Origin of the sequence: Marinobacter flavimaris (genome assembly GCF_045057155.1) — a bacterium.
Taxonomy (GTDB): Bacteria; Pseudomonadota; Gammaproteobacteria; order Pseudomonadales; family Oleiphilaceae; genus Marinobacter; species Marinobacter manganoxydans.
Window position 1 is genome coordinate 448,407 of the sequence record NZ_CP171359.1, and the last position, 20,118, is coordinate 468,524.

General features: G+C 58.9%; 15 protein-coding genes. 7 read left to right on the forward strand and 8 right to left on the reverse strand.

What is annotated here, in order from left to right:
• Nucleotides 1-400: 400 nt before the first annotated feature.
• Nucleotides 401-679, reverse strand: a complete 279-nt coding sequence (locus ACGK9W_RS02315) for an ACT domain-containing protein (protein ID WP_008170585.1) — start codon at nucleotides 677-679, stop codon at nucleotides 401-403.
• Nucleotides 676-2,376: an acetolactate synthase 2 catalytic subunit gene (gene ilvG / locus ACGK9W_RS02320; protein ID WP_104270268.1), complete on the reverse strand. Its 1,701-nt coding sequence runs from the start codon at nucleotides 2,374-2,376 to the stop codon at nucleotides 676-678. The genes ACGK9W_RS02315 and ilvG overlap by 4 nt, the downstream gene beginning before the upstream one ends.
• A gap of 311 nt (nucleotides 2,377-2,687) precedes the next feature.
• Here ilvG and ACGK9W_RS02325 point away from each other — a divergent pair, with 311 nt between their 5' ends.
• Both ACGK9W_RS02325 and ACGK9W_RS02330 read left to right on the forward strand, forming a co-directional pair.
• The gene (locus ACGK9W_RS02325) at nucleotides 2,688-3,770 is read left to right on the forward strand and encodes an efflux RND transporter periplasmic adaptor subunit (RefSeq protein WP_405418953.1); all 1,083 of its coding nucleotides are present in this window, start codon (nucleotides 2,688-2,690) and stop codon (nucleotides 3,768-3,770) included.
• 5 nt (nucleotides 3,771-3,775) lie between these two features.
• Nucleotides 3,776-6,859 (forward strand): efflux RND transporter permease subunit, encoded by a 3,084-nt coding sequence (locus ACGK9W_RS02330; protein ID WP_053114759.1) that lies wholly within the window; start codon nucleotides 3,776-3,778, stop codon nucleotides 6,857-6,859.
• Here ACGK9W_RS02330 and ACGK9W_RS02335 read toward each other — a convergent pair.
• Complete coding sequence (locus tag ACGK9W_RS02335; protein ID WP_008170578.1) at nucleotides 6,856-8,481, reverse strand: methyl-accepting chemotaxis protein; 1,626 nt, start codon at nucleotides 8,479-8,481, stop codon at nucleotides 6,856-6,858. The genes ACGK9W_RS02330 and ACGK9W_RS02335 overlap by 4 nt on opposite strands.
• A 154-nt stretch (nucleotides 8,482-8,635) precedes the next feature.
• On the opposite strand from ACGK9W_RS02335, the gene ACGK9W_RS02340 reads away from it, so the two are divergent.
• A complete protein-coding gene (locus ACGK9W_RS02340; protein ID WP_008170576.1) occupies nucleotides 8,636-9,379 on the forward strand; it encodes a pseudouridine synthase in 744 nt (247 codons plus the stop codon).
• Here ACGK9W_RS02340 and ACGK9W_RS02345 read toward each other — a convergent pair.
• Both ACGK9W_RS02345 and ACGK9W_RS02350 read right to left on the reverse strand, forming a co-directional pair.
• On the reverse strand, nucleotides 9,364-11,220 hold the full coding sequence (locus ACGK9W_RS02345; protein ID WP_008170574.1) for a bifunctional diguanylate cyclase/phosphodiesterase: 1,857 nt from the start codon (nucleotides 11,218-11,220) through the stop codon (nucleotides 9,364-9,366). The genes ACGK9W_RS02340 and ACGK9W_RS02345 overlap by 16 nt on opposite strands.
• A 125-nt stretch (nucleotides 11,221-11,345) precedes the next feature.
• Nucleotides 11,346-12,800, reverse strand: coding sequence for an amidase (locus ACGK9W_RS02350; RefSeq protein WP_405421147.1), 1,455 nt, complete (start codon nucleotides 12,798-12,800; stop codon nucleotides 11,346-11,348).
• Nucleotides 12,801-13,004: 204 nt separating this feature from the next.
• On the opposite strand from ACGK9W_RS02350, the gene ACGK9W_RS02355 reads away from it, so the two are divergent.
• Complete coding sequence (locus ACGK9W_RS02355; protein ID WP_273017255.1) at nucleotides 13,005-13,613, forward strand: isoprenylcysteine carboxylmethyltransferase family protein; 609 nt, start codon at nucleotides 13,005-13,007, stop codon at nucleotides 13,611-13,613.
• A gap of 20 nt (nucleotides 13,614-13,633) precedes the next feature.
• Here ACGK9W_RS02355 and djlA read toward each other — a convergent pair whose 3' ends face one another.
• Nucleotides 13,634-14,413 (reverse strand): co-chaperone DjlA, encoded by a 780-nt coding sequence (djlA, locus tag ACGK9W_RS02360; protein ID WP_273017254.1) that lies wholly within the window; start codon nucleotides 14,411-14,413, stop codon nucleotides 13,634-13,636.
• Between the two features lie 138 nt (nucleotides 14,414-14,551).
• Between djlA and alkB the strand changes: the two genes are divergently transcribed.
• On the forward strand, nucleotides 14,552-15,202 hold the full coding sequence (alkB, locus tag ACGK9W_RS02365; RefSeq protein ID WP_273017253.1) for a DNA oxidative demethylase AlkB: 651 nt from the start codon (nucleotides 14,552-14,554) through the stop codon (nucleotides 15,200-15,202).
• A 4-nt stretch (nucleotides 15,203-15,206) separates the two neighbouring features.
• Here alkB and ACGK9W_RS02370 read toward each other — a convergent pair whose 3' ends face one another.
• Nucleotides 15,207-16,487, reverse strand: a complete 1,281-nt coding sequence (locus tag ACGK9W_RS02370) for an MgtC/SapB family protein (RefSeq protein ID WP_053114764.1) — start codon at nucleotides 16,485-16,487, stop codon at nucleotides 15,207-15,209.
• A 335-nt stretch (nucleotides 16,488-16,822) separates the two neighbouring features.
• On the opposite strand from ACGK9W_RS02370, the gene ACGK9W_RS02375 reads away from it, so the two are divergent.
• Both ACGK9W_RS02375 and ACGK9W_RS02380 read left to right on the forward strand, forming a co-directional pair.
• Nucleotides 16,823-18,310 carry a SulP family inorganic anion transporter gene (locus tag ACGK9W_RS02375; RefSeq protein WP_053114765.1) on the forward strand — a complete coding sequence of 496 codons (1,488 nt, stop codon included), beginning with the start codon at nucleotides 16,823-16,825 and terminating at the stop codon, nucleotides 18,308-18,310.
• 1 nt (nucleotide 18,311) lies between these two features.
• Nucleotides 18,312-19,238 (forward strand): universal stress protein, encoded by a 927-nt coding sequence (locus ACGK9W_RS02380; protein ID WP_405418958.1) that lies wholly within the window; start codon nucleotides 18,312-18,314, stop codon nucleotides 19,236-19,238.
• On the opposite strand, the gene ACGK9W_RS02385 is transcribed toward ACGK9W_RS02380, so the two are convergent.
• Nucleotides 19,235-20,104 (reverse strand): patatin family protein, encoded by an 870-nt coding sequence (locus ACGK9W_RS02385; protein WP_008170559.1) that lies wholly within the window; start codon nucleotides 20,102-20,104, stop codon nucleotides 19,235-19,237. The genes ACGK9W_RS02380 and ACGK9W_RS02385 overlap by 4 nt on opposite strands.
• Nucleotides 20,105-20,118: the final 14 nt, after the last annotated feature.

Sequence of the window (20,118 nt, forward strand, 5' to 3'; positions counted from 1 at the left end):
GCAGGTGGAGTTTTTCTTGGAAAAAGAACTCGCTTCGCTCAGACACCTTTTTCCGGCGAAAAATCCACCTGCCACCCCGCGCCGACGTGCAACACGGGTTCACCGGTTTAAGGATTTTTGTGCTTTTGTAGGTTGGATTAGCCGCAGGCGTAATCCAACGGGTTTTGTCGGATTACGCTTCGCTAATCCTACGAAATATTCCCTTTAGAATTATCGCTGCTGCCCGTCGGTAGGGGGTGGGGGTATTTTTTCTGACAGGGAAAAGATGTCTGAGCGCAGCGAGTTGTTTTCCCCGAAGAAAAGATACCCCCACCCCCGTACCTGCCCGCCAAATCTCAGGCTACAGAAAGACCACGCCCGCCAAACCTCAGGCTAGGAAAGGACGATACCCCCCAAAGTCTCAGGCCGAACGAGACCGGGCCACAGATCCAGCCGCGAGGGCAACCTCGGCAACCGTGTGCAGCTTCTCCAGTTGCGACTGCAACATGGCAATCGGCCTTGTACCCTCCAAAGTCAGTGCGATATCCAGATGCTCGCCAGCGGTTTCAACCGCCATGGTGGCAATCCGGAACCCGCGGATGCGGACCACCTGGCAGAGCCGCTCCAGGGCGGCGGCTTCGTGGGTCATGCGGCAGTTGATGGTGTAGCTGGGCGTTGATGGCTGGCTTTGCGGGTTCATGCAACTTGCTCCTTGCTGGCTTTTGCGGTGCGGGCGGTTTCGTCGATCATGTCTGTGTTGCTTGCGCCGGGTTTGACGATGGGCCATACGTTTTCTTCACGGCTGATGGCAACGTGCAGCAGCATCGGGCCGTTGTAGGCCAGGATGGTTTCGATGCCGCGGCGGATCTGGTCGGTGCGTTCGATGTGCAGGGCCGGAATGTCGAAGGCCCGGGCCATGGCGACGAAGTCGGGGTTGTCGTCCAGGTTTATCTGGCTTTCGCGGTTGTTGTAGAACAGTTCCTGCTGCTGGCGGACCATGCCCAGGCACTGGTTGTCCATGACGATCAGCTTTACCGGCAGGTTGTAGCGGCGGATGGTGGCCAGTTCCTGGGCGTTCATCATGAACGAGCCATCACCGGTTACGTTGATGACGGTGCTGTTGCGATCCGCAAACTGGGCGCCGATGGCAGCTGGCAGGCCGAAGCCCATGGTTCCGAGGCCGCCGCTGGTCAGGTGATGGCGCGGGTGATAGAAGTCGTAATGCTGGGCCACCCACATCTGGTGCTGGCCAACGTCACAGGCGATGACGGTGTCGTCCGGGGCAATCCGGGAGAGCTGGCGGATGAAGGCCGGGCCGGTGATCGGGGCCATCGGGTCATCGTTGTCGGCCGCATGGAAGCCGCCGGTGGTGTGCCAGGTGCGGCACTGTTTCTGCCATTCATTGATGGCCAGTGGCTCGGCCTGCAATGCGTCCGCCAGTGATTTCAGTATCTCGTTCAGGTCGCCGCGGATGGCCAGGTCGGCGTCGCGCAGTTTGTTGATTTCGGCTGCGTCGGCATCGATGTGAATCATCCTGGCGTTGGGCGCAAAGCCATCCAGTTTGCCGGTGGCGCGATCATCTAGGCGGGCGCCGATGACCAGCAGCAGGTCGCACTCGTCGACGGCCTTGTTGGCAGCCCGGGAGCCGTGCATGCCCAGCATGCCGAGGTTGTAGGGATTGTGTTTCCCGGGGTTGCCGATGCCTTTCAGAGTTACAACCGCGGGCAGGGCGGAGGATTCGGCAAAGGCCCGGAAGCTGTCCTCGGCGTGGGCCAGGCTGATGCCACCGCCACTGTAGAGCAGGGGCTTGCGGGCTGCGCGCAGCATTGCCAGGGCGTCCGTCAGGTCGGTTGAAGCTGTTTCACGGGCTTCAGGCTGGGGGAAGGGCGCATAGGCCGCTTCGCTCAGCAACAGGTCCTTGGGAATATCAATCCAGACCGGCCCGGGGCGACCGCTCTGAGCCAGTTCGATCGCCTCTTCCATGATGGTCGGCAGGCTGTCTGCATCGTCAATCAGGTAACTGTGTTTAACGATGCCCAGGGTCATGCCCAGTACGTCGGTTTCCTGGAAGGCGTCGGTGCCGATCAGGCCCGAGGGAACCTGGCCGGTGATCACCAGCATGGGAATGGAATCCCGGTGCGCGTTGGCAACGCCGGTGATCAGGTTGGTGGCGCCGGGGCCCGACGTGGCAATGCAGACGCCCAGCTTGCCACTGGCCCGGGCGTAGCCGTCTGCCGCCAGGGCGCAGCCCTGTTCATGGCGGCACAGCACGTGCTCCACGCCCACATCGTCCACCAGCGCGTCGTATAGCGGCATGATGCAGCCACCCGGATACCCGAAAACCGTGCTGATGTTGTGGCGGTGGAACGCTTCAAGAATGTGCTGTGCGCCGTTCATGGTCGTTTTTCCCTTTTCTTTTGCCGTAAAAAAAGAAACCCCCGGGACCTTTCGGTGCCGGGGGTTTCTGGTGTTTTGTCAGGTTTGTCGCTATCTCACCCGCTTGTCCACGCAGAAGCCCCCGGACGGTACCACGACCACCAGGACAAGCTTCACAAGGACAATCACTGCGTTGAGATTCATAAAATCGACAGTCTGCTCTGAATTCGTAAAAAGATTCTGTGTAGAATCTACCCCACGTTTTTATACAGATGCAACCGTTAATTGCCGGTTTTTCTGCCAACCTCCGATTCAGGAACAGTGAGCATTCAATGACGAAAGCAAAATGGGGTTCTCTTGGGCTGTCACTTCTGATCGTGATCGCGCTGGTGGTCTGGATGGCGACCGGTGAGGTAAAGGTGGCCAGTGATGAGGCTCCGGAACGTCAGGACAGCGGCGATGGCCAGCCTACAACTGTGCAGGTGGAAACCCTGACGGCACGGCTGCATGAGCCGGGCCTGATGCTGCAGGGCCAGTTGGAGCCCTGGAGTTCGGTGATGCTGAGTGCCCAGGTGCCCGGCCGCGTGGAGTCTCTGGCTGTGAGTCTGGGTGAGCAGGTCCAGCAGGGTCAGAAGCTGCTTACGATAGCTGATGAAGGGCGGAGTGCCGCGGTGTTGCGCTGGCAGTCCGAGGTTCGGAAACTGGAAGCGGACCTGGTGGCGGCCCGCCGGCTCCGCGCCAATAACCTTGCCTCGGAATCCCAGATTTTGAGCCTGGAAAGCGAACTTGCTGCCGCTGAAGCGGAGCTGACCGGTGCCCGACAGGCCATCAGCCACCTCACTCCCGAGGCGCCTTTTGACGGCATTATCAACAGCAAATCGGTGGATATCGGCGATCTGGTGCAGGTGGGTTCCCCCCTGTTTCAATTGGTGAGGGTGGATCGCCTGAAGGCTACCGCGCAGATCCCCCAGCAATCGGTGGGCAATGTGGCGCCCGGTCAGTCTGTTCGCGTGGATTTGCTGGATGGCAGCCGTCTTTCTGGCGTGGTGACCTTTGTGGCCAGCGCTGCCTCGCCCGAAACCCGGAGTTTTGCCGTGGAGATCGCGGTGGAGAATCCGGATCGCAAACGGGTGGCCGGTGGCAGCGCCAGCCTGCGGGTGGCATTGCCGGAGGTAAAGGCGATGTTTATCTCACCCGCTTATTTGTCCCTCGGTGATGACGGTCGCCCCGGTGTGAAATACGTGAACGGTGAGAACCGTGTCGAGTTCGGTGAAGTGAAGTTGTTGAGTGTATCCACCGAGGGTGCCTGGGTGACCGGCTTGCCGGATGAGATCCGCCTGATTACCCGCGGCGGTGGTTTCGTCAGCACCGGGGAACAGGTTGTGCCGGTCGACGCCGCTGAAGACAGGGGCTAGACCGCATGCGCGCACTGATCTTCGCAGCCATTGATCGCAGCCGGACCACCTTGCTGACGCTTCTGTTCCTCCTGCTCGGGGGTATTGCCGCGTTTCAGACCATCCCGAAGGAAGCCAACCCCGACGTCACCATCCCCATGATCTATGTCTCCATGACCCTGGATGGCATCAGCCCGGAGGACGCCGAGCGTCTGCTGGTGCGGCCCATGGAGCAGGAGCTGCGTTCGCTTGAAGGCATCAAGGAAATGCGTGGTACCGCCTCGGAAGGTCATGCCTCGGTGATGCTGGAGTTCGATGCCGGGTTTGATCCGGACAAGGCGCTTCAGGACGTGCGGGAGAAAGTGGATACAGCACGTACCAAGCTGCCCCAGGAAGCGGATGAACCCAGGGTAAACGAGATCAACGTGTCCCTGTTCCCGGTGCTGTCCGTGGGTCTGTCTGGCCCCTTGTCGGAGCGGGAGCTGATAACCATCGCCCGGCGGTTCCAGGATGCCATCGAGTCTATCCCGGAAGTTCTGGAAGTGGAGATTGGTGGCGATCGGGAGGATCTGCTGGAAATCGTGGTCGATCCCCAGGTGCTGGAGAGCTATGGCGTTGATTTTGATCAGCTGGCTTCGCTGGTAACCCGCAACAATCAGCTGGTGGCGGCCGGCTCGCTGGATACCGGCAATGGCCGCATGGCCCTGAAAGTGCCCGGGGTGATCGAAACCATCGAGGATGTGATGTCCATGCCGATCAAGGTGGACGGTGACACAGTGGTCACCTTCGGCGATGTGGCCATGCTCCAGCGTACCTTCAAGGACCCCACCGGTTTCGCTCGTATCAATGGGGAGCCGGCGCTGGTGCTGGAAGTCTCCAAGCGCTCGGGTGCCAACATTATCGAGACCATTGCCCAGGTTCGTGAGTTGATTGATCAGGCCAGACCGGAGCTGCCGGACTCTCTGGAAATCCGCTACATCATGGACCAGTCCGAGGAAGTCCGGGATATTCTCAGTGACCTGCTGAATAACGTGCTCACCGCCATCGTGCTGGTTCTGATTGTGGTGATTGCCGCCATGGGGCCGCGTTCGGCGGTTATGGTGGGGCTGACGATTCCTGGTGCCTTCCTCACCGGCATCCTGGTGATCTGGAGCATGGGGCTCACGCTCAACATCGTGGTGCTGTTCAGTCTGATCCTGGTGGCCGGCATGCTGGTGGATGGCGCCATTGTTGTGTCGGAGCTGGCGGACCGGAACCTGTCGGAGGGGCAGACGGTAAAGCACGCCTGGGCCGAGGCGGCCAGTCGCATGGCCTGGCCCATTATTGCGTCGACCGCAACCACGCTGGCGGTGTTTGTGCCGTTGTTGTTCTGGCCCGGCGTTGTCGGGGAGTTCATGAAGTTCCTGCCGCTGACGGTGATTATCTGTCTGATTGCTTCCCTGGCCATGGCGCTGGTGTTCCTGCCCGTGCTGGGCAGCACCAGTGGGGGGCGCCGGGCGCGGCAGGGGCATTCTTCGGGGCGCCTGATGGAGGGTTATCGACGGGTACTGGGGCTGCTACTTCGTTCACCGGGGCTGACGTTGATTGGTGTGCTCTGCGTGATCGCCGTGATCTACGCCGCGTACGCCCGCTTCAACCATGGGGTTGAGTTCTTCCCCAGTGTGGAGCCGGATTCCGCCCAGGTTCAGGTGAGGGCGAGGGGTGATCTTTCAGTGTGGGAGCGGGATGCCATTGTGCGTGAAGTGGAGCAGCGGTTGCGTGGCATGCCCGAGGTGAAGGCCCTGTACGCCCGCTCAATGGTACAGACCAGCTCGCAACTGGCGCCAGATGTCATAGGCGTTCTGCAATTCCAGTTTACCGACTGGTTCACCCGGCGACCGGCCAGCGCGATTCTCGAGGACTTCCGCGACATGACCTCTGATATAGCGGGCGTTGAGCTGGAATTCCGCAAACAGGAAGGTGGGCCTGCCGAAGGCAAACCGATAGAGCTACAGGTGAGCAGCCGCGAAGCAAACAGTCTCAATGGCTACGTGGACGAAATCAAAGACCGCATGCGTGAGCTCGGTGGTTTCGTGGACATCGAAGACGACCGCAGCCTTCCGGGGATTGAGTGGCGGCTGCAGGTTGACCGGGAAGCCGCCGCTCGCTTCGGTACCGATGTGCTGGGTATCGGCAGTGCCGTGCGCTTGGTGACCAACGGGTTGAAACTGGCCACCTATCGCCCTGAAGACGTGCGGGATGAAGTGGACATCGTGGTGCGAGTTCCGAATAACTGGCGGGAACTGGATCATCTGCAGCGCCAGACCATTCATACCTCCCGGGGCCAGGTGCCGCTCTCTGAATTCGTCGATCTTCGCCCCGGCGACAAAACCAACAGTATTGTCCGGGTGGATGGCCAGCGCACGGTAACCATCAAATCCGATCTGGCACAGGGGCGCCGCGTGGATGAGCTGCTGCGGGCCCTGCAGGCCGAGATGCCGGAACCGCCAGAGGGAATTTCGGTGAAGTTTGCCGGCGAGAACGAGGATCAGCAGCAGGCATCAAACTTCCTTGCGACGGCCTTCCTGGTAGCCATCGGCCTCATGCTGTTGATACTGGTGACCCAGTTCAATTCGTTGTACCAGACCTTCCTGATTCTCTCGGCGATTGTGCTCTCCACCGCCGGGGTGCTGCTCGGGCTTCTGGTAAACGGTCAGTCGTTCGGCATTGTGATGGTGGGAATGGGTACGATTGCCCTGGCAGGCATCGTGGTAAACAACAACATCATTCTGATCGATACCTACAACCAGATGCGCAAGGACGGGGTTGAGGCCTACGAGGCCGCCCTGGAAACCGGTTGCCTTCGCCTGAGGCCGGTGCTGCTGACGGCCATCACCACTGTGCTGGGGTTGATGCCCATGGTCCTCGGCGTCAATGTGGACCTGCTGACGCCCTCCCTGGGCCTTGGTGCGCCATCAACCCAGTGGTGGACCCAGCTGTCCAGTGCCATCGCGGGGGGGTTGGCGTTTGCTACGGTGCTGACGCTGTTGCTCACACCTGCATTGCTGGTGCTGGGTAACCGGGCCGGTCGGGCTTTCGGGAGTCTGACCAGCCGCTTCCGAACTACTTAATGCTTGATCCGGCCCGCCAGTTCCTGGGCCCGGGCAGCCATGGCTTCCAGTTCAGGTACCGTGCGCAGGTTGTTTTCAGCAGCCTGGTGCATGGCTTCGGAGGTTTCGGCCACATCCGTGACATTGCGGTTGATGTCTTCACAGACACTGGTCTGTTCTTCGGCCGCTGTAGCAACCTGGGTTGTTGCGTCGTTGATGCTGCCCATGCGCCGGTTGATTTCGGCCAGGGTGGCGCGTACGGCTTCAACGGCCTCGCTGCTTTCCTGAGCTACAACGCCTGAGGCCTGCATGAACTCGGTGGCGTCCCGCGAAGCCCCACTGATGGCGCCGATGATCTGGTCGATTTCCACGGTGGCTTCCTGGGTCTTGGCAGCCAGGTTCCGGACTTCATCGGCAACCACCGCGAATCCGCGACCTGCGTCGCCGGCCCGGGCCGCCTCGATGGCGGCGTTCAGTGCCAGCAGGTTGGTCTGGTCTGCAATTTCCCGGATAACCTGCATAACGTCGCCGACCTTCTTGCCATCATTGGCGAGTTGGTTAACGGTTTCGGCCGAGTTCCGGATCTGGTCGGTCAGACGCCGCATGCTGTCTACCGCCTTGTTGATCTGCGAATCCGCTGTAGCCGTCTCGTCGGATGTCTGGCTCACTTCGGTGGCTACCGAGGCAGCGTGACTGGCCACATCCTCCGCGGTGGCAGACATTTCGTTCATGGCTGTCGCAATCTGCTCAATGCGCTGGTGGGCCAGGTCAGACTGGCTGACGACACTGTCGGCGTTCTGGCGGATCAACTCGCCGGTATCGTTCAGTTGCCTGGCGTTCTCGCTCAGTTGGCTTCCGGTATCGCTGAGGAAGCGGTGCAGGCTTCGGGCAGCGTCGGCCAATTGCCCCAATTCGTCAGCCCGCTGCATGGTTACAGGATCCGAAAGATCACCGTCGCCCAGTCGGGAGATCTGCGAGGTGAGCTTCTGTGCGGGCCGGACCACACCTGACAAAAGGATCATTATCAGCGCGATGGTACCCAGAATGATGGCGGCAATCAGAAGACCCGCCACCAGCCAGCTACGCTCGGTGACAACGGTGTTCAGGGTTCGGGCCCGGACAAGGCTATCTTCACGGACTGCGGTTGCAGCATCTACAATCAGTCTGGCAGGTTCACGGTCGATCCCCTGTACCGCGGCATCGCCTGCGTTCGGATCAAAGCCTGAGCGTGTGAACGCCTCGAATCCCTCACGATAGGCACGCCCCATCGTCTGGTGTGCCTGTTTGAAGTCGGACATCAGTGACTTTGCCTGTGGCTCCTGAATTCGGGGAATCAGGTCATCAAGCTGGCTCTGTATTGATGCTTCGCGCTGCTGAAATCGGCCCCAGTATTTGTCCAGTTGTTCCGGGTCGGCTCCGCGGATCAGGACGTTTTTCCACTCCTGGACCTGGGTCTTGAAATCAGAAAGCACATCCTGGGCTTCAAGGGCGTTCACCATCCTGGTACTTACAAGACTGTTGAAGTCATCTTTGACTTTCAGGGAGAAGTTCAGGTAAATCACCGCCACTGCGGCGACGACTAGATTTGCCGTCAAAACGACGAGAAGAACCCGGTTGAGAATGCTTTTCGAGTACCAGTTCATCAGCTATTCCTGGGAGCGATCGATGGTAAGGGTGTGTCGCTAGTGTATACGTAGCGTTAGTTGATTAGGTTATCTACTTTGGTATCGGCTAGGGAAGCGGGCTCTTGAATGCAATTGGCCGACTTGAATATGAAGCTTTTATGACATCTATCTTATGAGCAACCCACTAACCGTTCTTTACCGGGACGAACACCTTCTGGCTGTCCACAAACCGGCCGGGCTGTTGGTTCACCGGAGCCCTATCGACAAACACGAAACCGAGTTTGCCCTGCAATATGCCCGGGCGCTAAATGAGGGCCAGCATGTTTACCCGGTCCATCGACTGGACCGGCCTACCTCCGGCGTCCTGGTGTTTGCCAGGGACAGCGACACTGCCCGCACGCTGGGTATGGCGCTGATGGCCGGTGAGGTGACGAAAACCTATCTGGCGATGGTGCGTGGCTGGCCGCCGGAACACGGGGAGATTGATCATCCCTTGCGAGAGGAACCGGAGGATCGACGGCTGAAAGGGGAAGAGCAGCCGGTGCGGGACGCTCTCACTTATTACCGCACGCTGGCGACGACCGAGATACCAGTGGAGATCGAGAAATACCCGAGCAGTCGCTACGCCGTTGTTGAACTGAACCCGAAAACTGGCCGAAAGCACCAGTTGCGCAGGCATATGAAACACATCAACCACCCGATCATTGGCGATGCCAATCACGGTCGGGGCCGCCACAACCGCTATTTTGCAGAGCGATTCGGCCAGGGGCGGTTGATGCTGGCCGCAACCCGGATGGCATTCCAGCACCCGGTTTCGGGTAAACCACTGACCATTAGCGCCGCGCCGGAAGCGAGTTTTCTGGAGGTGCTATCGCTATTCCCGGGATTTGACGTACGGGATCACTCGGAAAAGTAGCGCTTGATAAACCCTGGGTAGGGAAGCGGTTTACTGTAACGGTAGCCCTGAAGGTAGTCGCAGCCTTTCTCGAACAGCCAGCTTTCATGGGCTTCGCTCTCCACACCTTCTGCAACGACAGAAAGGCCAAGCCCCCTGGCCAGGCCAATGATCGACAGGGTGATAGCGCAATCGTTTTCGTCATCCGGAAGGTTGTTGATGAACGAGCGGTCGATCTTGATGCGGGAGAAGGGCAGGCTTTTGAGCCGGGACAGCGATGAGTACCCGGTGCCAAAGTCGTCGATAGCGAGCTCGGCGCCGGCGTGTACCAGCTGTTCCAGAACCCGACCGATGACACTGAAATCACCCTGGATGGAGTCTTCGGTCACCTCAAACTGCAGGGCACTGACCGGCATGCCCTGGTTACCGCAGATCTCTTTTACCAGCTCTGGCAACTCTGGGACCAATATCTGCTCTGCCGACAGGTTGACGGATATCGTTGGTAATGGCGTATTCCGGTCTTTTGCCTCACGCCAGTGAGCGCAGACGTTTTTCAGCACACAGGCGCCCAGCTCATACATCAGGCCGGCGCTGCGCGCCACGTCCAGAAATTCAATCGGTGACAGCCAGCCACGTTGCGGGTGCTGCCAGCGAACCAGGGCCTCGGCGCTTTCCAGCTGTGTTCCCGTGCGGTCCATGATTGGCTGGTAGAAGACATCGAGGCCGCTGGTTCTGAGTGTTTCCCGCAGCTCGCTCTCGAGCGCAAACCGGGAGCGGGCTGTCATCTGGATTTCCGAATCGAACAGGGTCGAACGGTCCCCGCCCTGCCGCTTCGCGTGGTACATCGCAGCCTCTGCACCTCTGAGCAGTTCTTCTGACTCGTGGCAATCGCCCGGGAAGTGACAGATGCCCACACTGGCACTGACATTCAGATCCTGATCGGACACCCGGATAGACTGGCGAATACGGCTGTGGATCTCGCGGATCACCTCGTCCAGAAAGCTCGGCTGGGTGTAGTTGCGAATAACCAGGGCAAATTCATCCCCTCCAATGCGCGCCAGAAAGTCCTTGCCCGCCAACTGGATTTCTTTCAGGCGCTGTCCGATATCGGCGATGACCTGATCCCCCGCCTGAGGGCCAAGGCCATCGTTGATGGTTTTCAGGCGGTCAACGTCAATCCAGAGCAGTGCAAGACTGCCGGTACCCCGGCCTTTGATCTTGCGCACCAGGTGGTTCAGCCGGTCACGCAGTGAATCAATGTTGGCGAGTCCGGTGAGGGAGTCGTAGCGACTGACGTATTCCAGCGCCCGCTTGGATCTCAGCCATGCCTCGTGAGTGTTCATCAGGCTTATGGTGTCTGCAATGGCAGCTGACAGCGAAATGTCCGGGACCGACCAGTCACGGCGCACACTTGACTCCAGGCAGACAACCCCGCTGAGTTGTTCGCCGTCGAAAATCGGCGCGTCTAACATGGAATGAATGTTTTGCACGGACAGATAATCGCGGTCGAAGGAACGGGTACGGATATCATTGCGGGCGTCTTCCACGGCAATGACTCGTTCTTCGGTGATGGCGCGGAAGTAGTCGGGGTGGTCTGAGCGAAACAGGTTGAACTCTGAGCCATTCTGCGCGATGCAGCTATTGCGGCCGGGCAGCTCTGTGTCGTGAAGCCACTCACAGGTGATCCGGTCCCGTTCTGGAGGGAAAAGCCAGACACTTGCCCGTTTCACGCCCAACAGCCGTGTGCACAGCTCCATGAGGGCTGCCAGCTTCCGGGGGCGGGGCATCTCGATAAAGCTGGTATTGTGGCTCAGCTCCATCAGTGCCTTGTGGTGGGTCACGAGGACTTCACTGTCACGCATGGCCGGGCTCAATAAATTGTCCTTCTTCGAATTACGAACGGCCTTGGCTCTCGGTTTGGATACTTGAACAGGTTATGTCTAAGTTCTTTAAAGAATATGGCAGCTGTTTTTATAAGTGTCCAACTTCAAACGGGATTGGTCAGTGAGTCCCTGGTGTTTTGCTCTCCACTACCAAGATGGTTCCGGCTGAAATCGCAAAGCAGCGGCCAGGGATGGTTGGCTTCCAGAGTAAAGGCGATATCCAGCAACGTGCGTTCGCCTCCGTGCCGCCCCATAAACTGAACGGACACGGGCAGTTGATCGGGCGTGTGGCCCATGGGCAATGAGATTGCCGGTGCGCCCGTGGCGTTTGCCAGAGGGGTGAAGCTCACATACTCGCGCAGCCGTTCGAACAGGGTGTCAAAAGGCACATCGGGGCTCAGGTGGCCAAGGGCGGGCGTGGTGTGGCCAAGTACCGGTGTGAGCACGGCATCAAATCCGGCCATGGCATGTGCATAGTCGTGCCAGGAACGCTTGAGCCGCCAGAGTGCGGTTGGCAGGCGCCAGAACTGTCGCCGGAACATCCTGTCGAGGCCGTTGGTCAGGCCGTCTGTTTTGTGTTTGTCGAAGGCCGGGTGAAGCAGTTTCCTGCCGTTGGCCCTGATGCCGAAGGCAAGCAGTGCCCAGTACAGGGCAAAGTCATCAGGGAAGGTGCTGTGCACCGGAACGGGCACTGGCTCAATGCGGTGGCCCATTTTTTCCAGCCTGAGCGCCGTTTCTTCGACAGTCCGTCGGGTGATGTCATCGGTTTTGTGACCGTTGATGGAATCCAGCACCAGTCCGATTCTCAAAGGACGACCGGAGGGGCCCTCCATTCTTCCAATGGGCGGCAGGCCGGGATTGCGGAAATAGGTCTCGGCCTGCTCGAAAAAATTAGCGGTATCCCGTACCGAGCGCGTCACTACGCCCTCGCTGATAATGTTGATCGGCAGGGAGGCCGCCGCTTCGTTGTCTATCAATCGTCCTCGTGTGGGCTTAAGGCCGACCAGGCCGCAGCAGGCGGCCGGAATCCGTATGGAGCCTCCGCCGTCATTCGCGTGGGCAATGGGTACCACGCCGGCCGCCACCAGGGCCGCTGAACCGCCTGAGGAGGCGCCGGAGGAATAGGCCAGGTTCCACGGGTTACAGGTTGCCGGCGCGTGTGCGGGCTCGGTTGTGGCGTTGAATCCGAATTCCGGCAGGGTGCTTTTACCCAGGCACAGAAAACCCTGGGCAAGCAACTGGCGGGCAAATGGACTGGTATCGGATGCAGGAACGCTGGGCAAGGCCAGGGAGCCGTGCCGTGTGGTCATGCCCGACACGTTGGTGTTGTCTTTGATCAGTGTTGGAACACCGCGGAACAGGGGAAAGGAACCGGTCTGGTCGGTGGCATCAAGCTGTGAAGCAGTCCATATCACCTGGTCGTAATTCGCCGCGGCCAGACCATGAATTAGCGGTTCGACCGCCTGTGCGCGAGCGATAGCGGCTTGCGTGAGTTCGGTGATCGATATTTCCCGGCGGCGGACCTTCTCGGCAAGGGCAGTGGCGTCATCGCAACCTATCGCGTCGTTGCTGAAACTGTGTCAGGACTGCGGGGCGCTCACGGCCAGACTCTCCTTGAAAGTGATTCCACGACTCTACTGCATTTGAAAACGTGATGACATGTCATTTTAGGTAGGGTGAGTGGTCGGCAGCCAGCACAGGGCCTTTTCACAGACCTCTTCAGATAATAAGCTGTCCGCCTGAAAACGTTGTAAGCGATCCTGATGGAATTTATTGAACCCCTCGTACGCCACTTTCTCGGCATTTTCTTTCTGATGATCGGTCTGCAGTTTGCTGGCCGAAGCCTCGGGCTGTATCAGAGAATGCGCTTTTCGCACATTAACTATGGTGAGCGAGGGAGTGCGCCCTGGTGGCACCGGCAAACCTTCAATGTGTTTCGGGCGTTCATTCTCGGCGTCTGCGTGGTGCGGATTTTTGCGGATATCGACCCCTGGCTGGGCGTGTTCGGCCCGCTCTATGTATGGCCGATTTTGTTGGTTGGTATGCTCCTCCTGATTGGCTCATTTACTTCGGTGAACTATCTGCAGGCCTACATGCATGAGGACTGGCGCTCTGGTATCGATCCTCGGAAGGATAAGCGCAAACTGCTCACAGGCGGGCCATTTGGCCGCTCCCGTAATCCCCTGTTCCTGGCTGTGATGGCTGGGCAACTCGGTTTTTTCCTGGCCTTGCCCAGTGTGTTTTCCCTGGTATGCCTGGTGGCCGGTGTACTGGTGATCACCCGCCAGGCCCGGGAGGAGGAGAAGGCGCTGGCGGAAAAATTTGGCGAGGACTACGAGCGTTATCGCGTGCGGGTACCGCGCTGGTTCTGACCCGCTGACGGCAGAGGGCTTTACGCAGATTTTTTCCGGGCTTCCTTGATCACATCGTAGGCATGACTGATTTCGCGGGTGCGTTCCTCTGCCATCTCCCGCATGCTCTCGGGCAATCCCCGGCCGGCAAGTTTATCCGGGTGGTTCTCGCTCATCAGCTTACGGTAGGCCTTCTTGAGTTCATCATCACTGGCGGAAGGCGATACCCCAAGAACCTTGTAGGCATCGCTGATCTGATCAGCGGAGGAGGGCTGGCCCGCACCGGCCCGGTTGGTGTGGGCTCCTCGGAGCATGGCTTCCAGCTGGTCCACCTGGCTCTCCGGTAGCCCCAGCCCACGGGCGATTTTTACCAGCATTTCGTGTTCGGCCGGGTGCACCTTGCCGTCTGCAGCCACGGCCGATACCTGAACCTGCAGGAACATCTGGAGAAACGCGGGTTGGCGTCCGCTGGCCTGGAGGAACTGGTTAAGCTCGGCATCCAGGTCGAAATCCGGCTCTTTACCACGGTTGAAGGCGGTTTTTGCCTTGGCTTTCTGTTCTTCATTCAGGCGGAAGCGAACGAACATGGCTTCGGCCATCTGAATTTCATCCCTGGATACCACGCCATCTGCCTTGCAGAGGGCACCCATCACAGCAAAAACCGATTCAATAAAACCGGACTGAATGCTCTGGAGCTTGCCAATCAGGCGGCGCTTGAGAAGGTTCAAGAGAAAGGCGCCAATCGCCGCACCTATGAGAAAGCCCGGGAATTTGCCAAAGGCGTAGCCAATCAGACCGCCAATTATGATTGCAAACAGCATTAATAAGTCCTTAACAGGAATGAATCAGCCCATAGAATATACGTGTTTTTCAGCCCGGCTTCATGAACAGGCTTTCATCGACCTGTGAAAAAGCCACGTAAGCTATTAGATTAAATCATTTATGAGGGGGCAGTAGTCATGACCCAAGACCTGTTTTCTAACCTGCCACCGGAACAGACAGTCGAGCCTCTGATGGATGGCGCGGTGGTGCTGCGGCAGTTCGCGCTCCCGAACGCCGAATCACTCATGGCCAGCATTGAAACGGTTACCTCAGAAGCGCCGTTCAGACACATGAAGACCCCTGGTGGCCATGCCATGTCTGCGGCCATGAGCTGCTGCGGGGATCTTGGCTGGGTTACCGATAGCAGGGGTTACCGGTATCAGGCGGAGGATCCGGAATCCGGCCGGCCTTGGCCCGCCATGCCTGCGGCTTTCCGGGAACTGGCCAGAAGCGCCGCCGAAACCGCTGGTTTTGAGGGATTTGAACCGGACGCCTGTCTGATCAATCGATACCAGCCCGGGGCAAGAATGGGGCTGCATCAGGACAAGGACGAGCAGGACTTCACGCAGCCCATCGTGTCGGTTTCTCTGGGCCTGCCGATGGTGTTCCAGTTTGGTGGTCTCAAACGCAGCGAACGCCCCATCCGCGTGCCACTTGCCCATGGTGACGTTGTGGTCTGGGGCGGCCCGGCCCGGATGCGTTATCACGGCGTGCTGACCCTCAAAGCCGGGGAGCACCCGCTAACGGGCGGGTATCGTTACAATCTGACGTTCCGTCGGGCCAGGTAAGGGATTACTGCAGCCAGGCGACCAGAAGCCCGGCTGCCAGAGAGAGCACCATCGGCCCCCCGACCAGCAGCCCGATCTGGCGATTGCCGACAAACCCGGCCAGCGCCGATTTCACGAGGTTGTTGGTGGCAGCGGCGATCACAATGCCTATGACTGCTGTTCCCATGGCCAGGCTGTTGTTGGACATGCGGGTCAGGGAGAGGGTAATTGCGTCCACATCCGCGATGCCGGAGGTGGCTGCCAGGAAATAGATGCCCGCATCACCTAGCCAGTTGCCGAGGAACTCGCCCATAAGCAGGATGGCTGTGAGCAACGCGCCAAAAACCAGGGCAGAGGTCAAATCCAGCGGGTTCTGGTTAAGGGTTGGTTGGCTTACCTGAAGCTCTCGGTCATTTTTCCGCCAGATAAAGAGCGCGGGCCCGTAGAGCAGGGCGGTCATCACCAGCACGGGCCAGATCAGACTGGGCAACAGATCGGGATTGATCACCAGGCAATAAACCAGGATACGGGGGAACATGGTGCCGCAGGCAATCAGGATACCGGTGGCGAACTGGGCGTTGAGCTGCGGAGTTTTCGAGGCCTGGCGGGCGAAGTGCAGCGTGAGGGCAGTGGACGAGCTCAACCCGGCGAATAGGCTGGTAAACAGGATGCCTTTGCGGGTACCGGCGACCCTTATGGCGAAATAGCCGACAAAGGAAATGGAGGCGATCATCACCACCATCCACCAGATTTCCCGGGGATTCAGAACCCCGCCAGGCCCCATCTTTTCGTTTGGCAGCAACGGCAGCATGACCACGGAAATCAGCAGCAGCTTGAGAGCGGCATCCAGTTCATGTTCCTTCAGCTTGTTGACCCAACCGTGGATTTCTTCCTTGTTGTCCAGAATGATTGCGGTTACCACCGCTGCGGCCGTGGCGATGACCGGGTCCACTGCCACCGCCACCGCACCGAAGCAGAAGGTCAGCACCATGCCAACCATACCGGTGATGCTGAAATTACGGATATGCTCAAGGCGCTCGCTGTAGGCCACGATGGCCATGGCCACGACACTGACCAGAAGCACGGGAAACGCCCATTCCGTGATTTCCTGTGCCAATACCGCGGAAATACCGCCAAGCAGGCCTACCAGGGCAAAGGTGCGGATGCCGGCAATTCGCTCGCCGGATTTCTGTTCCCGGGCATCCCATCCCCGCTCCAGGCCAATGATGGCGCCAAGCAAAAGCGCAACGGCGAGGTCGAGAGTGGTCTGGTTTCCGGCCAGAAACTGGGAAGCAAGATCATCCATGGGAGGGCGTAGGCTCCTGTTAATAATTGAATATGTTGATGATAGCAGCAGGTGCAACCGGTCGTTACACCTCTAAGAAGATTCCCGTAACCGCCTTACTTTCCCGTTAGGGGTCTGGTAAGCTTCGCGACCCTGAAATTCGCAGTTACCTGATTTTCATCAACCGTGCAGCAAACTGAAACCGTGACGATCCTTCCGCCCTAGCGCTCAGCTTCCTCTTCCTCTGGTTTAATCCCCTGAGACATATCCCTGTAGCCAACGTGAGATAGGTTGGGTGCAATCGACGGTTTTATCTCAGTTTTTTTATCTCCACAGCAATCCGGAAACCCGACATTATGGTGAATTCCCTAAAAGCCAACTGGCTTTCGAACATTCGTGGCGATGTGCTCGCCGGTATCGTCGTGGCGCTGGCACTGATCCCGGAGGCCATTGCCTTCTCGATCATTGCCGGTGTCGATCCCAAAGTGGGTCTTTACGCCTCTTTTTGTATTGCGGTGATCATTGCCTTCGTGGGTGGCCGTCCCGGCATGATTTCGGCAGCCACTGGCGCCATGGCCCTGTTGATGGTGACACTGGTTAAAGAGCATGGTCTCGAGTATCTCCTTGCTGCGACGCTGCTGACCGGTGTTCTTCAGATTGCCGCTGGCTACCTTAAGCTCGGCGGCCTGATGCGGTTCGTCTCGCGCTCGGTGGTAACCGGTTTTGTAAACGCCCTGGCCATCCTTATTTTTATGGCGCAGCTGCCCGAACTGACGAATGTTACCTGGCATGTCTACGCCATGACGGCGGCCGGCCTCGGCATCATCTACCTGTTCCCGCTGCTGCCCCGGATCGGCAAGATCCTGCCTTCACCTCTGGTGTGCATTGTGGTTCTGACCGGCGTTGCCATGTACCTGAACCTCGACATCCGCACGGTCGGTGATATGGGCGAATTGCCCGATACTCTGCCGATCTTCCTGTGGCCGGATGTGCCCCTGAACCTGGAAACCCTGATGATCATCCTGCCGTACTCCGTGGGGCTGGCTGTTGTGGGGCTGCTGGAATCGATGATGACCGCAACCATCGTCGATGACCTGACCGACACCACCAGTGACCGCAACCGTGAGTGCAAGGGTCAGGGCATTGCCAACATCGGCTCCGGCCTGCTTGGTGGTATGGCGGGCTGCGCGATGATCGGGCAGTCCATTATCAATATCAAATCCGGCGGCCGTACCCGGCTGTCGACACTGACTGCCGGTGTGTTCCTGCTGATTATGGTGTTGGTGCTGGACAAGTGGCTGGTCCAGATCCCCATGGCGGCCCTCGTTGCTGTGATGATCATGGTGTCGATTGGTACCTTCAGTTGGGGCTCGATCAAGAACCTGCGGGAACATCCGCTTTCAACCAACATCGTGATGGTTGTTACGGTGATTGTGGTGGTTGCCACCCATAACCTGGCGTTCGGCGTTCTGGCCGGCGTTCTGCTGGCGGCCCTGTTTTTTGCCAACAAAGTTGGCCATTACATGCTGGTGACCTCTGAGCTGGATGAAGCAAGCGATACCCGCACCTACACAGTGGTGGGCCAGGTGTTTTTCAGTTCCTCGGAAAAATTCACGGAATCCTTTGATTTCAAGGAAGCAGTCGATAATGTGGTCATTGATCTGAGCCGGGCCCATTTCTGGGATATCACCGCAGTCGGTGCCCTGGACAAGGCGGTCATCAAGTTCCGCCGGGAAGGCGCGGAAGTTGAGGTTATCGGGCTGAATGAAGCCAGTGCCACGATTGTTGACCGCTTTGGCGTGCACGACAAGCCGGACGCCGTTGACCAGCTGATGGGGCACTGACATGACACAGACCAAGGAATCCAACAGCGATCGCAGTCAGAATAACAATCACAAGGATCATGAAGGCGAGGTTGAGATGTTACGAGTAGTTGCCTGTATTGATGGCTCCCAGGCGGCGCCGGCGGTTTGCGATTACGCAGCCTGGGCCAGCAAGCACATGGAAACGCCCATGATGCTGCTGCACGTGCTGGACAAGGAACGTTATCCGGCGGAGCCGGATCTGGCTGGCAACATTGGTCTGGGCAGCCGTGAACAGCTGCTCGAAGACCTGGCAGAGCTGGACCGCAAGCGCGCCAAGCTGGCCCTGGAACACGGCCACCACATGCTGGACGAAGCGGCAAAGCGGGTCAGCGAATCCGGTATCAATGACGTGGTGCAGCGTCAGCGCCATGGTGACCTGACCGAGTCTCTGCTGGCGCTGGAGAATCAGACCCGCCTGCTGGTCATGGGGCTGCACGGTGAAAGCAGTTCCGAGCGTGACACCCACATCGGCAGTCAGTTGGAGACGGTGATTCGCAGCATGCACCGCCCGATTCTCCTGGTGCCGGACGACTATACCCAGCCCCGCAGCGCCATGCTGGCCTTCGATGGCAGCGCTACGGCGTTCAAGGGCGTGGAATTGCTGGCTGGCAGCCCGGTTCTGAAAGGCATGCCGTTGCATCTGGTGATGGTTGGACCGGACACCAACGACCGCTGGGAGCAGCTCAGGAAAGCCGAGAAAATGCTGGCAGGTCTGGAATCCGAGATCACTCTGGCGATCCGGGCCGGGGATGTGGAACCCGCGTTGCACGCCTACCAGGAAGAACACGACATCGACATCCTGGTGATGGGCGCCTATGGGCACTCCCGCATCCGTCAGTTCCTGGTGGGCAGTACAACCACCACGATGCTGAAAACCGCCAAAAAGCCCCTGGTGGTGCTTCGCTAGGTTACTTCCTGGGCCAATTCGGCCAGATAGGCCATCGCCGCGCGGTGGCCTTGCTGATACCCCAGATCCAGCTTGTTCAGATCCGTGGTCAACCGGCTTACCGGAAAATCCTCCGGTGGCGCGATAATCCGGAGCCGGCAGTCCTCCGGCGGATTTCGAATGAATTCCAGTGTCTCGTTGTATCTTTCGCCCCGCCGGATTATGGCCTCGGCGAGCCCCGGTTGCTCCCGGAACATCCGCTTGGTGAGCGCCGGAAACGCCAACGGCTTCTTCTCATAGCCCAGCGGTCGGGAAAGCACCACCGTGATATCCCGGGCTCCCCGGCGATAGGCCTCCGCAACCGGAATGGAATCGGCAATTCCGCCATCACTCATGGGCTCGTCCTCCACTCTTGGATAATCACGGTAGGCCAGGGGAATGGAGCAGGAGGCGGTGAGCACGTTGTGGATGTTCTGGTCGTCGACCGGAAAATACCGGGCCTCACCGGTCACCACCGACGTGGTTGCCACCCAGAGTTTGGTGGTGCCAGACAGGTAGCGTTCCAGATCGAGTGGTACTTCCTGGTAAGACTGATGCCAGAGCCAGTGAACATCGCACAAATGCCCGCCCTGGAAGAAACGCCCCCAGTTGATGAATTCCGGCCGACAGGCGTGGTCGGTGATTACTCGATGATTTCGGCCGTGATGGCCGCAGAGGTAGCCGATGAGATTGGTTGAGCCCGCGGAGACGCCCCAGGCTTCCGTGAAAGGCTGATGCCGCTTTTCGAGAAAGGCATCGAGTACGCCGGCGGCGAAGATGCCGCGCATGGCGCCACCTTCGACAACGAGGGCATTGCTGGTTGTGGTGTCACTGTGGGTCTGGAGCATCCGTTCCCCCTATC

What these genes read in the sequence shown, in the direction of transcription:
- ACGK9W_RS02375 (WP_053114765.1), top strand. Translation starts at nt 16,823, where the DNA reads ATGGTGAATTCCCTAAAAGCCAACTGGCTTTCGAACATTCGTGGCGAT.
- ACGK9W_RS02385 (WP_008170559.1), bottom strand. Translation starts at nt 20,104, where the DNA reads ATGCTCCAGACCCACAGTGACACCACAACCAGCAATGCCCTCGTTGTC.
- alkB (WP_273017253.1), top strand. Translation starts at nt 14,552, where the DNA reads ATGACCCAAGACCTGTTTTCTAACCTGCCACCGGAACAGACAGTCGAG.
- ACGK9W_RS02340 (WP_008170576.1), top strand. Translation starts at nt 8,636, where the DNA reads ATGAGCAACCCACTAACCGTTCTTTACCGGGACGAACACCTTCTGGCT.
- ACGK9W_RS02325 (WP_405418953.1), top strand. Translation starts at nt 2,688, where the DNA reads ATGACGAAAGCAAAATGGGGTTCTCTTGGGCTGTCACTTCTGATCGTG.
- ilvG (WP_104270268.1), bottom strand. Translation starts at nt 2,376, where the DNA reads ATGAACGGCGCACAGCACATTCTTGAAGCGTTCCACCGCCACAACATC.
- ACGK9W_RS02315 (WP_008170585.1), bottom strand. Translation starts at nt 679, where the DNA reads ATGAACCCGCAAAGCCAGCCATCAACGCCCAGCTACACCATCAACTGC.
- ACGK9W_RS02370 (WP_053114764.1), bottom strand. Translation starts at nt 16,487, where the DNA reads ATGGATGATCTTGCTTCCCAGTTTCTGGCCGGAAACCAGACCACTCTC.
- djlA (WP_273017254.1), bottom strand. Translation starts at nt 14,413, where the DNA reads ATGCTGTTTGCAATCATAATTGGCGGTCTGATTGGCTACGCCTTTGGC.
- ACGK9W_RS02330 (WP_053114759.1), top strand. Translation starts at nt 3,776, where the DNA reads ATGCGCGCACTGATCTTCGCAGCCATTGATCGCAGCCGGACCACCTTG.
- ACGK9W_RS02345 (WP_008170574.1), bottom strand. Translation starts at nt 11,220, where the DNA reads ATGCGTGACAGTGAAGTCCTCGTGACCCACCACAAGGCACTGATGGAG.
- ACGK9W_RS02380 (WP_405418958.1), top strand. Translation starts at nt 18,312, where the DNA reads ATGACACAGACCAAGGAATCCAACAGCGATCGCAGTCAGAATAACAAT.
- ACGK9W_RS02335 (WP_008170578.1), bottom strand. Translation starts at nt 8,481, where the DNA reads ATGAACTGGTACTCGAAAAGCATTCTCAACCGGGTTCTTCTCGTCGTT.
- ACGK9W_RS02355 (WP_273017255.1), top strand. Translation starts at nt 13,005, where the DNA reads ATGGAATTTATTGAACCCCTCGTACGCCACTTTCTCGGCATTTTCTTT.